This window comes from Kitasatospora sp. NPDC029367 (assembly GCF_055569135.1).
Map to the genome: position 1 here is coordinate 14349 of NZ_JBVHYH010000004.1, position 12273 is coordinate 26621.

General features: G+C 75.5%; 11 protein-coding genes. 8 read left to right on the forward strand and 3 right to left on the reverse strand.

The window, feature by feature from the left end:
• Window positions 1-266 precede the first annotated feature (266 nt).
• Together ACZ4W5_RS04025 and ACZ4W5_RS04030 are read left to right on the forward strand one after the other, a co-directional pair.
• Complete coding sequence (locus ACZ4W5_RS04025; RefSeq protein ID WP_030308168.1) at window positions 267-917, forward strand: IclR family transcriptional regulator; 651 nt, start codon at window positions 267-269, stop codon at window positions 915-917.
• A gap of 38 nt (window positions 918-955) precedes the next feature.
• Window positions 956-1762, forward strand: a complete 807-nt coding sequence (locus tag ACZ4W5_RS04030; RefSeq protein ID WP_465652623.1) for a S16 family serine protease — start codon at window positions 956-958, stop codon at window positions 1760-1762.
• A 98-nt stretch (window positions 1763-1860) separates the two neighbouring features.
• Here ACZ4W5_RS04030 and ACZ4W5_RS04035 read toward each other — a convergent pair whose 3' ends face one another.
• Entirely contained in the window at window positions 1861-2430 is a 570-nt protein-coding gene (locus ACZ4W5_RS04035; protein WP_360239046.1) for an Lrp/AsnC family transcriptional regulator, read from the reverse strand.
• 192 nt (window positions 2431-2622) lie between these two features.
• On the opposite strand from ACZ4W5_RS04035, the gene ACZ4W5_RS04040 reads away from it, so the two are divergent.
• On the forward strand, window positions 2623-3165 hold the full coding sequence (locus ACZ4W5_RS04040; RefSeq protein ID WP_465652625.1) for a VOC family protein: 543 nt from the start codon (window positions 2623-2625) through the stop codon (window positions 3163-3165).
• 55 nt (window positions 3166-3220) lie between these two features.
• Here the strand turns inward: ACZ4W5_RS04040 and ACZ4W5_RS04045 are convergent, their stop codons facing one another.
• Window positions 3221-3772 carry a hypothetical protein gene (locus tag ACZ4W5_RS04045; protein ID WP_465652627.1) on the reverse strand — a complete coding sequence of 184 codons (552 nt, stop codon included), beginning with the start codon at window positions 3770-3772 and terminating at the stop codon, window positions 3221-3223.
• A gap of 145 nt (window positions 3773-3917) precedes the next feature.
• On the opposite strand from ACZ4W5_RS04045, the gene ACZ4W5_RS04050 reads away from it, so the two are divergent.
• The 4 genes from ACZ4W5_RS04050 to ACZ4W5_RS04065 all read left to right on the forward strand — a co-directional run bounded on the left by ACZ4W5_RS04050 (window position 3918) and on the right by ACZ4W5_RS04065 (window position 9712).
• On the forward strand, window positions 3918-4712 hold the full coding sequence (locus ACZ4W5_RS04050; protein ID WP_465652629.1) for a response regulator transcription factor: 795 nt from the start codon (window positions 3918-3920) through the stop codon (window positions 4710-4712).
• Window positions 4709-6241, forward strand: a complete 1533-nt coding sequence (locus ACZ4W5_RS04055; RefSeq protein ID WP_465652631.1) for a sensor histidine kinase — start codon at window positions 4709-4711, stop codon at window positions 6239-6241. The genes ACZ4W5_RS04050 and ACZ4W5_RS04055 overlap by 4 nt, the downstream gene beginning before the upstream one ends.
• A gap of 297 nt (window positions 6242-6538) precedes the next feature.
• Complete coding sequence (locus ACZ4W5_RS04060; RefSeq protein ID WP_465652633.1) at window positions 6539-8116, forward strand: glycoside hydrolase family 18 protein; 1578 nt, start codon at window positions 6539-6541, stop codon at window positions 8114-8116.
• 192 nt (window positions 8117-8308) lie between these two features.
• Window positions 8309-9712 (forward strand): glycosyltransferase 87 family protein, encoded by a 1404-nt coding sequence (locus ACZ4W5_RS04065; RefSeq protein WP_360239028.1) that lies wholly within the window; start codon window positions 8309-8311, stop codon window positions 9710-9712.
• Window positions 9713-9816: 104 nt separating this feature from the next.
• Here the strand turns inward: ACZ4W5_RS04065 and ACZ4W5_RS04070 are convergent, their stop codons facing one another.
• A complete protein-coding gene (locus ACZ4W5_RS04070) occupies window positions 9817-10233 on the reverse strand; it encodes an SsgA family sporulation/cell division regulator (protein WP_402486077.1) in 417 nt (138 codons plus the stop codon).
• 493 nt (window positions 10234-10726) lie between these two features.
• Here ACZ4W5_RS04070 and ACZ4W5_RS04075 point away from each other — a divergent pair, with 493 nt between their 5' ends.
• Window positions 10727-12199, forward strand: coding sequence for an RDD family protein (locus ACZ4W5_RS04075; protein WP_465652636.1), 1473 nt, complete (start codon window positions 10727-10729; stop codon window positions 12197-12199).
• The last annotated feature ends 74 nt before the right edge of the window (window positions 12200-12273 follow it).

Below are 12273 nucleotides of genomic sequence, written 5' to 3' on the forward strand. Positions count from 1 at the left end.
GGCATGATTTGTCCGGAATTCCCGGCGGCGGTGATGCCGATCACGACCGAATTTTGGACAACCACTTCCGCCGCGGGAATTACTTCACTACCTTTCCCCCACGCTCTTCCGCCGGGCAACCCCCGCGGGACGGGCTCCGCAGGACCGTGCGGTCGTCAGGGACGACGCCGCACGGCCCGAGCGCGGCCACCCCCACCTGCGCGCGACACCGACCTTCTGGCCCGGCGCCGCACGCCCCGCGAGCGCCGCGGAAAGGACTGCCCGTCGTGACAGCAGAGACCTCCCAGACCTTGGACCGCGGCGTCCGCGTCCTCAAGCTCCTCGCCGACTCCGAGCGCGGGCTCACCGTCACCGAGCTGGCCGCCCGGCTCGCCGTCAACCGCACCGTGGTCTACCGGCTCCTCGCCACCCTGGAGCAGCACGGCCTGGTCCGCCGCGACATCGGCGGTCGGGCCCGGGTCGGCCTCGGCGTGCTGCGGCTGGCCCACCGGGTGCACCCGCTGCTGCGCGAGGCCGCACTGCCCGCCCTGCGCAGCCTCGCCGAGGACCTCGGCGCCACCGCCCACCTGACCCTGGTGGACGGCAACGAGGCCCTGGCCGTCGCCGTCGTCGAGCCCAGCTGGACCGACTTCCACGTCGCCTACCGCACCGGCCTGCGCCACCCGCTCGGCGAGAGCGCGGCCGGCCGGGCGATCCTGGAGGCCCGCACCTTCCCCAGTCAGCGCCGCCCCGAACAGGGCTTCGTCATCACCCGTGCGGAGGAGCAGTCCGGGGCCAGCGGGGCCGCCGCCGCGCTGCTCGGGCTGAGCGGCATCGAGGGCAGCGTCGGCGTGGTGATGCTCAACGGGCTGGTGCCCGAACGGGTCGGCCCCCGGGTGGTGGAGGCGGCCACCGAGGTGGCCGACGCCCTGCGGTAGCGCTCGCGCGGGGTGTCGGGTGTGTTTGGATTCCCCTTGTGTCCGACACCAAGCTGCCCAAGGCCCTCCCGTCCCCGCGGACCCGCTCGCTCGCGCTCTGCGGGGTGCTGGTCGCCGCGCTGTTCGGCGTGGCGGCCTTCGTCCCGCTGCCGTACACCGTCACCTGGCCGGGCCTGACCGCGGACACCCTGGGCACCTACCAGGGCCGGCCGGTGCTCACCATCACCGGGGCGCCGCTGCGCAGCACCGACGGTGAGCTTCGGATGGTCACCATCTCGGCCACCAACCCGGGGCAGCAGACCACGTTCTGGCGGGGGCTGCGGGCCTGGTTCGACCAGGACGAGGCCGTCCGGCCGACCGAGACGGTGTACCCGCAGAGCGACCCGGCCAAGGCGGAGCAGGTGACCGCCCAGCAGATGGCCGAGTCCCAGGACAGCGCCACCGCGGCCGCGCTCGGCTACCTCCACCTCTCGCCGGCCCAGGTGAAGGTCAAGGTCGACCTGGGCGACGTCGGCGGCCCCAGCGCCGGACAGATGCTGGCGCTGGGCATCGTCGACAAGCTCGCCGGTGACGGCAAGGGCGGCGACCTCACCGGTGGGCTCAGGATCGCGGGCACCGGCACCATCGCCGACGACGGCACCGTCGGCCCGGTCGGCGGCGTCCCGTTGAAGACCCAGGCGGCGGCCCGGGACGGCGCCACGGTGTTCCTGCTGCCCAAGGAGGAGTGCACGGACGCCAAGGTGAACACCCCCAAGACGCTGCGGCTGGTGCCGGTGGGCACGCTCGCCGAGTCGGTGCAGGCGCTGGAGGCGTTGAAGAGCGGCGGCAGCGTTCCCAGCTGCTGAGCGTTCCCGGCTGCTGGGCGCTTTTCGGCTGCTGGGCGGGCCCAAGTGCTGAGCGGGCCTAGCTGTTGGGCGCTTTCGGCTGCTGGGCGGGCCTCGGGCTACTCGGCGGCCGCCTGGTCCACCAGGGGCAGGATCCGGTACGGCACCGGGTTCTCCAGCACGATCGCGGTGGAGGAGCGGACGATCCCGTCGAAGCCCACCACCCGGTCGATCACCCGCTGGAGGTCCGCGTTGGAGCGGGCCACGATCCGCACCAGCATGTCGCCGATCCCGGTGATCGTGTGCAGTTCCAGCACCTCCGGCACCCGCGCCAGGTGCGCCCGCACGTCCGCGCCCTGGCCCTGGGAGATCTCCAGGGTGGCGAAGGCCGTCACCGGGTAGCCGATCGCGGCCGGGTCCACCTCCGGGCCGAACCCGCTGATCACCCCCTTGGCCTGCAACCGGTCCAGCCGGGCCTGCACGGTGCCCCGGGCGACCTGGAGCCGGCGCGAGCACTCCAGCACGCCGATCCGGGGCTCCTCGGCGAGCAGCCGGATCAGCCGGCCGTCCAGCGCGTCGATGGTGTCGTTGCCGCCGCCGCTGCTGGCCGGGGTTGCGGGGGCGCCCTGGGGGGTGGACGGGTCGGGGTCGGGGGAGCCCGGGGCGCTCGGGGAGTGGGCGGGGGGCATCGCGGCTCGGTCCTCCGGTGGGCATTCTGTACAGCGGTGCCGCCGATTCTCCCGCTCCGGGGCGCAGCTTGACCAGGAGGAAACGGAACAGTTGCGCGTAGGTCGGCCCGGCGCCACCCTCCAGCCACGATCCCGTGCTCCGGGCCCCACCCCGGGTGCCGGGTGGTCCGTACGCCTACCGGGAGGGCCGTCATGACCGACACCGCCGCCGAATCCGTCCTGCTCGCCGCGGGCCCGGCCGGGGGAGCGGAGGACCCCGGCCCGCTGCCGCCCGGCCGCGCCGACGCGGTGGTGTTCGTGGTCGGCGACGCCGAGCGGGCGGCCCGCCGCTACCAGGCGGCGCTCGGGCTGCGCTGTACGGCGTACGCCGGGCCGGGGACCGGCGATCCGGAGGCGGTCTCCTACGTGCTGGCCGGGCCCGGGACGCGGATCGTGCTCACCTCGCCGGTGCAGGTGATCGGCCCGCGCGGCCGGGAGCTGGCGGCACACCTGGAGCGCTACGGGGACGGGGTGCTGGACCTCGCGGTCGGCGTGCCGGACGTCCCCTACGCGTACGACTACGCCGTGGACCGGGGCGCGCTGTCGCTGGCCGAACCGTACGAGGTGCGGGACCGGTACGGCTCGGTGGTGCTGGCCACCATCGCGGTGCCGGGCGGCTCCCGGCACACCCTGGTCGACCGGCCGGGGTACGCGGGGCCGTACCTGCCGGGGTACCAGGCCTTCGCGGGGTGGTGACCGGGGCGGTCGCGGGGGCCGGAGGGGCAGCGGGTGTGGCGGGTGTGGCGGCGGGTCAGCGGATCGCCGTCTCCACGACCGGCGGGTGGCCGTTCCAGTAGACGAAGACCGAGTTGGCCTGGTTGTCCTTGGTGAAGTCCACCCGCATCCACTGGTCGCCGTTCCAGACCTGCATCTGCCAGCCCGGGTCCGGGGTGGCGGAGACCAGCGAGGCCCGGTCGGCGCGGATGTCCAGGGCGACCCGGCCGCCGGGGACCGGGTAGCTCTTCACCGTCGACGTCGGGGTGGTGGCGGCGGGCACGGGCTTCCTGGTCGGCGGGGCGGCCGCGGTGGTGACCGGGGCGTGCGCGGCGGTGGCGGCCGTGCTCGCGGTCGGGGAGGCCGGCGGGGAGGCGGGTGAGGACGGTGCGTCCTCGACCGGCGTCCGGCCGGGGGTGGCGCTCGCTCCGTACGGAGTGCTCCCGGCCTTCGGGGAGGGCAGCGGCAGTGCGGTGGGCCGCTCGGACGCGGCTCCGCCGAGCACGGCGTGCACGCCGAGCCAGGACAGCGCCACCGCCGCCCCGGTGGCCGCCGCCCAGGCGCAGAGCTGTACCAGTCCGTTCCGCATCGTCCGCACATCCTGCCGTACTTCCGGGCAGGTGGTGACGGGTACCCCCGGTGTTCGGCAGGGGAGTTGCACACTGTCCGGAGGCCGTGCGGAGCCGCCCCCGAGGTACAGACCACTGCCTGCCGATGGCGTACCGTGCAGGGCCATGGCAACAGTGCTCGTGGTCGAGGACGACCCCTTCGTACGTTCCGCGCTCATCCGCCACCTGACCGACACCGGTCACGCGGTCCGCAGTGTGGGCACGGCCCTGGAGGCGCTGCGGGAGGTCGCCCAGGTCGGCTGCGACCTGGTGATCCTGGACCTGGGCCTGCCCGACCTGGACGGCAGCGAGGCGCTCAAGATGATCCGGGGACTGACCAACGTCCCGGTGATCATCTCGACCGCGCGGGACGACGAGGCCGAGATCGTCCGACTGCTCAACGACGGTGCCGACGACTACCTGGTGAAACCTTTCTCCGGGGAACACCTGAGTGCCCGGATGGCCGCCGTGCTGCGCCGGCTCGGCGGCGGCGCCGCCCCCGTCGCCCAGGTGCTGCGGGTCGGCGGACTGGCCATCGACCTCCAGCGGCGCGAGGCCGTCCTGGACGGGCGGCTGCTCGACCTGACCCGGCGCGAGTTCGACCTGCTGGCCTTCCTGGCCGCCCGGCCCGGGGTGGTCGTGCCGCGCAAGGAGATCCTCGCCGAGGTCTGGCAGCAGACCTACGGCGGCGACCAGACCATCGACGTCCACCTCTCCTGGCTGCGGCGCAAGCTCGGCGAGACCGCCTCCAACCCCCGCTACCTGCACACCGTCCGGGGCGTCGGGGTCCGGCTGGAGGCGGTCGCGGGCACTGCCGGGGCTGGGGGCGCTGGGGGCACCGCCGGTGCTGGGGGCACTGCCGGTGCTGGGGGCACTGCGGACCCGGCGGACCCGGCGGGCACTGCGGAGCACCGGACATGAAGCGGTTCACCCACTCGCTGCGCTGGGCCCTGATCAAGGCCGCCGTGGCCGGGACCACCATGGTCGCGCTGGCCTTCCTCATCCCGCTCGGCCTGATGGTCCAACAGACCGCCCGGGACCGGGCGTTCACGGCAGCCGAGCGGCAGGCCGCGGCGCTCGGGCCGGCCCTGGCGATCACCACCGACCAGGACGCCATCAACCGCGCGCTGGCCAGCACCGACGCGGGGGGCCAGAGCCGGATGGCGGTGCACCTGCCGGTGCCCCCGGGGGAGTCCTGGGCCCCGGGCGGGGCCGGGGTGGCTGCGGAGGCCGGTGGGGCCCGGGAGTCCGCGGGGGCCGGTGGAGCCGGGGTGGCTGCGGGGTCCGGTGGGGCCGGGGCGTCCGGTGGGCCCGACGGGCCGACCATCGGGGAGGGGCGCGCTGGCGCGGCGGACGTGGCCACGGCCGGTGGCCAGGGCCGGGCCTTCACCGTCGCGGTGCCCGGCGGCTACGCGCTGCTCCAGCCGGTCGCGGTGGACACCGGGCGGACCGCCGTGGTCGAGGTGTTCGTCGCCGAGAGCGACCTCACCCGGGGAGTCTCCACCGCCTGGCTGGTGCTCTCCGCCGTCGCGCTCGGCCTGGTCGCCCTCTCGGTGCTGGTCGCCGACCGGATGGGCGGCCGGATCGTGGCCTCCGCCCGCCGACTCGCCGCCGCCGCCCGCTCGTTGGGCGCCGGGGACCTCGCGGTGCGCGTCCCGGTGACGGGCAAGCAGGTCGACGGCAGCCCGGAGGAACTCCGCGAGGCCGCCCACGCGTTCAACGCCATGGCCGACCGCGTCGTCCAACTCCTGGCAGCCGAGCGCGAGTTGGCCGCCGACCTGTCGCACCGGCTGCGCACCCCGCTGACCGTGCTGCGACTCAACGCCGCCTCCCTCGGCGACGGCGACGCGGCCGACGCCACCCGGCACGCGGTGGCCCAACTGGAGCGCGAGGTCGACCAGATCATCCGCTCCGCCCGCCGCGCCCCCGAGGACGCGCCCGCCGTCGCGGTCGGCTGCGACGCCGCCGAGGTGATCCGCGAACGGGTCGGCTTCTGGTCCGCGCTGGCCGAGGACGAGGGCCGCCGCTGGCAACTGGCCGGTGCCGAACGCGCCGCACCCGTCCCCGTCCAGCGCGGCGACCTGGCCGCCGCGGTCGACGCCCTGCTCGGCAACGTCTTCCGGCACACCGCCGTCGGCACCGCCTTCTCGGTGGACGTCCTGGTCACCGACTCCTCGGTGATCGTGCTGGTCGGCGACGCCGGGCCCGGCTACAGCGACCCGGCCGCCGCCCTCAAGCGCGGCGAGGGCCACGGCGGCGAGGGCTCCACCGGCCTCGGGCTGGACATCGTGCGCAAGCTCGCCGAGTCCACCGGCGGGGACCTGGCACTCGGCCGCTCCGCCGTGCTCGGCGGCGCGGAGACCAGGCTGCGGCTGCGCACCCGCCCGACGGAGGCCCCGACCACCCGGGCCGGCCGGCGGCGGACCCGGGGCGCGCTGTTCCCGAAGTGACGGTGGGTGGGGCGGGAGGGTCGTCGTACGGGCTGCGCCCCGTGGTCCGCCGCTCGGCGGGCCTCTTCCTTGGGCGGACCTCTTCCTTAACTGCGGCCTAAGGGACCTTCACCCCTCGCTCAGCCCACGGCTTCCGGCCCCCGGGCGCGGCTAGCGTCGGTCGCGCCGGTCACCCGACCGAGCCGGGCCGGCCGCCCGGGACGTCCCCGCGCACCCGTGCGCGGCCCGTCCGGACTGCGGCCGACCGCAGGCACCGGCGAACGGTGCCGACCGCAGGCACCCGCGGAGGTAACGCGCATGACCACCCGACCCACCCGCCGTTCCGGCCGCCGCAGGCGCAGCCGTAAGGGGACGATCATCGGGGCCTCGGCGGTCGCCGCCGTCCTGGTCGCGGGCGGGACCGTGGTGCTCGCCTCCGCGGCCAGTGCCGCCCCGCTCGGCGCCGTGTTCAGCCGGACCAGCAGCTGGGACGCCGGCTACACCGGCCAGTACCTGGTCACCAACCCGGCCGCCGACCCGATCGAGGACTGGACGCTGAGCTTCGACCTGCCGGCCGGCGCGAAGATCGACTCGCTCTGGAACGCCACCTTCACCGCCGCCGGGCAGCACGTCACCGTGCGGCCGGAGGCCTGGAGCAGGCGGCTGGACCCGGGGAAGAGTGTGGTGGTCGGCTTCGTCGCCCAGGGCGCCGGCGCGGCGCAGGCCGAGCCGGGGAACTGCCTGATCGACAACGCCTCCTGCAAGGCCGGTGAGGGCCCCGCGCCCACCCCCTCCGGGCGTCCGACCACCACCCCCACGCCCTCGCCCACCGGCCCGGCCTCGCCCACCGCGACCGCCTCGGCCTCGGCCACCGCCACCGGGAAGCCGAGCCCGACCGCCACCGCGAAGCCGACCCCGACCGCGACCCCGACCGCCACCCCCACGGCGACCGGTGTGCCGGTACCCCCGGCCGGCGCCGGGGGCGGCTTCGCCCCGTACGTCGACACCTCGCTCTACCCGCCCTACGACCTGGTCGCCACCGCCAAGGCCACCGGGGTGAAGCGGTTCAACCTCGCCTTCGTGGTCTCCGGTGGCGGCTGCGTACCCAAGTGGGGCGGGGTCAGCGACCTGTCCGCCGACGCGGTGGCCGCCCAGATCGGGGCCCTGCGCGCGATCGGCGGCGATGTCCGGGTCTCCTTCGGCGGCGCCAACGGCAGCGAGCTGGCCCTCGCCTGCGGCTCCACCGCCGACCTGGCCGCCGCGTACCGCACGGTGATCGACGCGTACGGCGTGACCCGGCTCGACTTCGACGTGGAGGGCGGCGCGATCGCCGACAGCGCCGCCAACACCCGGCGGGCCCAGGCCGTCGCCCAGCTCCAGCGCGAGGCCGCCGCGAAGGGCAGGCCGCTCGACGTCTCCTTCACCCTGCCCGCACTGCCCTCCGGCCTGACCCAGGACGGCGTCGACCTGGTCGCCGGTGCCAAGGCCGCCGGTGTCGCGGTCGGTGCCGTCAACATCATGGCCATGGACTTCGGCGACGGCGTCGCCCCCGACCCGCAGGGGCGGATGGGCACGTACGCGATCGCCGCGGCCACCGCCACCCAGGCCCAGGTCAAGAGCGTGCTGGGGCTCGACGACGCGGCCGCCTGGCGCAAGGTCGCGGTCACCCCGATGATCGGCGTGAACGACGTCGCCAGCGAGGTCTTCACGGTGGCCGACGCCGAGCAGCTGGCCGACTTCGCGGCCGGCAAGCACCTCGCCTGGCTGGCCATGTGGTCCGGCACCCGGGACAAGGCCTGCGCCGGCGGCGCCAAGGCCTCCGCGGACGCCAGCTGCAGCAGCATCGTCCAGCAGCCGCTGGACTTCACCCGGGCCCTCGGCCGCTACACCGGCTGAGGCGCTCAGCCCGGGTCCGGCCCCCTGCCCGGGTCCGGCGCCCTGGACCGCCCCGGACGCCCGTGCTCAGCCCGCAGCCGAGCACGGTCGGCCGGGGCCCTTTCGTCACTGTGAGTAGTTGATCGCGCCCAGGACGGGATGGGTCGCATCCGGTATCGTCGCTGGTTGGCCGAGCGGTGGACGGAGTGGACAGTGACAGCGGTGCAAGACGAGCGCAGCCCGGTGCGGACGGTACCCGCCCCGTCGCCCGTTCCCCTGTCCGACCGGCTGCGCGTCGCGCTCGGTGCCCCCGTGCGCGCACTGCGTGAGGCCCCCCGCCGCCCGATGCTGATCGCCTCGTCCGTGGCACTGCTGTCGCTGGTCGTGTACGCAGTGGTCCGCCACTTCGTCCACACCTCGATGGTCGACATGATCGTCTACCGGGCCGAGGGTGCCGCCGTCGCCAACGGCACCGACCTCTACGCGCTGCGCGTCACCGAGTGGAACCTCCCCGCGACGTACCCCCCGTTCGCGGCCATGCTGTTCGTCCCGACCACCTGGCTGCCGATCCCCGTCCTCCGCGTGGTGATCACTCTCGGCAACCTCGGGCTGCTCGCGCTGATGGCCCACCTGTCCTTCAAGCTGGTCGGCTGGCCGCGCCGCGAACTCCGGCCGATCGGCGTGGTCCTGATCACCGGCCTCGGCGTCTGGCTCGAACCCGTCTTCACCACGCTCCGGTACGGCCAGATCAACCTCGCGCTCGGCTGCCTGATCCTCTGGGACCTCACCCGGTCCGACGCCCACCGCAGCAAGGGCATCGCGATCGGCATCGCCGCCGGCCTCAAGCTCACCCCCGGCCTGTTCGCCGTCTACCTGCTGGTCACCGGCCGGGTCCGGGCCGCCTTCACCGCCGCCCTCACCTTCCTCGGCACCTTCCTGATCGGCGCGCTCTTCCTCCCCGACGCCACCTGGGGCTTCTGGACCAAGTACCTCTACGACTCCTCCCGGGTCGGCAAGACCGAGATCGTCGACAACCAGTCGCTGCGCGGCGCCTTCGCCCGCCTGCTGCACAGCGCCGACCCCGGCTTCCTCGCCACCCTCGGGGCGGGCCTGGCCGCGGTGGCCGGCCTCGCCGTCGCCGCCTGGGCCGTCCGCAGCGGCCGCTGGCTGCCCCGGGCCGAGGCCTGGGGCTTCTGCGTCACCGCCGTCACGGCCGTGCTGATCTCGCCGATCAGCTGGACCCACCACTGGGTCTGGTGCGTGCCGGTGCTCGTCCTGCTCGCCGCCGAGGCCTCCGTCGAGCGCGCCCGCCCGGCCGGCGTGCGCCGACTGCGCTGGCGGGCCGCGTTCTGGGCGACCCTGCTGGCCTTCCTGTCCTTCGCGATGTGGGCCGCCAAGCCGGTCGGCGCGGCCGTGCTCCACATGTCACCGCTGAGCCAGCTGCCGACCTCGATCTATCCGTGGGTCGGCCTCTGCTTCCTGCTCGCCGCCGCCATCCGGATAAGGGCACGCCGGCGCTCCGCCGGCGCCCCGCTGGTCCGGCTGCCCGGACAGCGCGACGGCGGCGGCGGCCCGGACGCCACCCGCGGTCGTCAGCAGGCCCCCGCGGCCCGCTGAGCCGACGGGGGCGCCGTCGCTGCTGTGCCGGTGCTGCTGGACGGTCCAGTGCACGCTGCGGCGCACGACCCGTACGCCTCGCCCGTCCCGTACCTCCCGCACGCCTACGCGAGCAGCTCGGCGAGCGAGCCGTCCATGTCGAGGGCGGCCAGCTCACTGCCCGGCGGCACCAGCCGGTGCGCCCGCTCCAGCCAGGCCGCGACGACCGGCAGCGGCGCCTCCAGCAGCGCGTCCCCGGCCGGGGAGCTCAGCGCCATGCACAGCACGCTGCGTCGGCCCGAACGGGTCGGCCAGATCCGCACGTCGCCCTGGCCGCACGGGCGGAAGGTGCCCTCGACCAGCAGCTCGCGGGCGAACACCCAGGTCACCGGGGAGCCGGTGTCCAGGTGGAAGGTGATGTACACGGCGTACGGGTCGTGGCTGCCGTAGGTCAGCCGGGCCAGGACGGGGACGCTGTGCTCCGGGGAGAGCACCAGGTTCAGCTCCAGCTCGTGCTCCACGACGCTAACGGGGCGGTCCATGATCGTCTTCCTCTCTGCCTTCGGTTCGTGCCCGGTTCCGGGCCCTGTGACCTTTGAGAGGGCGGTTCGCGCCGGGTCTTACACGCGTTTCCGGGATTTCTTCGGGAAGTTTTGGGTGGCGGGGGTGTCGCGGCGGGGGCGTTGCCGCTGGGCGGGGCGGCGGGGCGGTGGGGCGGGGGCTCCCGCCCCGGGTGGGCCCTTACCCCGGGCGGGCCTCCGCTGTCCGGGGAATCGTCGGTTTTCCCTCGGGGCTCCGGCGAGGTACTACCCTTTGTGACTGTCCGGCGACTGTCCGCCTTCGGTGGTGCCCCCACGCCCCGAGCGCCCCGTATGCCCCCGGGCGTACGCGGGCGTGTGCGGGCGGCGGCGTGGCCCTGTGCTCGGACCTACCCGGTTCCGACCACGTTCCGATCTTTGGATCTGCCGACTTTGGATCTGCCGAGGCCCGCCCCTCAACGGCCCTCGTCAAGGCCCGACAGGAGAGAAGACCCCCATGGCGGACCGCCCCTTCGCCGCCGACGGCGACCCGGCCGTCGCACCCGAGCCCGGCTACTACCCCGACCCGTCCATCCCCGGGTTCGTCCGTTACTGGGGCGGCTCGGCCTGGGTGCCGGGCACCAGCCGGCCTGCCCCCGTCGAGGGCGAGGTGCTGCAGCCGCCCCGGTACGCCACCCGGCGGGCCGCCCCCGCCCCCGGCCCCGCCCCCGGCCCCGGCCCTGGCACCGCGGCCGCGCGGGCGGTGCCGCCGCCGGTGGTGCCGGTGCCGCTGGCGCGGTCGGAGTCGCCGGCACCGGGGGTCGTGCCGGTGCCGGTGTCGGCGTCCGTGCCTGTGCCTGTGTCGGTATCGCCCGCGCGGGAGGCTCAGGGGGCGGGGGACACCGGGCCGGTGTACCTGGACCAGACCACGGGCGGGGCGTCCTTCGTGGTCGGGCCGCGGGTCGCCGAGGTGATCGGCGGGCCGGTGTTCCGGACCGTCGAGCCCGCGTCGGAGGAGGGTCCCGGGGTGGGCGGGGCCGCCGAGGCCGCTGCCGCCGATGCTGCCGGTGCCTCGGGCTGGCAGGCCGATCCGCGGGCGCAGCGAGGCCTGATGGAGACCGGTGGGGCGCCGCGTTGGGTGTCCTGGGGGGTGCTTCCGGGGGCGCTCGAGGAGGAAGAGGGGCGCGCGGAGGGGGAGCGTGCTGCGGTTGCCGTGGAAGCGGCGGTGGCCGTCGCGCCCGCCGTGACGGGCCCGGTCCGCGAGGTGACGGCGCCGACCGCCGCGGTGGCGGTCGAAGAGGCGGCCCAGGTGGCGGCCGAGGTGGCCGCCGAGCCCGGGGCGGCGCCGGTTCGTACGGTGGCGTCCGCGGTGCCGGTGCCGGCTCCCGCCCCGGTGCCCGTGCCTGTCCCCGCCGTCGCTGCCGCCGCCGCGTTGCCGGTGGCGCGGCCGGCCCGGGAGTCCGCCGTCCGCCGCCGGTCGGCACCCCCGGCGCCCCCGGTGCCCGCCGGGCTGGGGCGGCGGCTGGTGGCCCGGGTGGTGGACACCGCGGTGCTGCTGGTGGTCGCCGTCGCGGCCGGGATCCCGCTCGGCAGCTCGGTCTCCGACCACCTCCAGCAGAAGGTCGACCAGGCCAGGATGGCCAGCTCCCTCGCCCGCCGCCACGTGCAGGTCTGGCTGGTCGACGACGTGGTGCTGGGCAAGCTCGCCGCCCTGGTCGGAATCCTGGTGTTCGTCAGCCTCGTCTACGAGGTGCTGCCGATCGCCCGGACCGGCCAGACCTTCGGCAAACGGCTGGCCCGGATCCGGGTCGTGGACGCCGGCGCCTCCGGTGGACGGACCAGACCGAGCCTCGGCCGCTCGCTGCTGCGGTGGCTCGTCCGGCAGCTCGGCACCGTACTGCTGCTCGGCCTGGTCTGGCCGGTGTTCGACCGCCCGGCCCGGCGTGGCTGGCAGGACCGGGCGGCCCGGACCCGGGTGGTCCGCAGCTGAGGCGGCCGTTGCCGTCCCGGGCCCACCCGCTGGTCCCCTCCGGTCCACCCTCCGGTCCACTCTCGGGTGCGCGA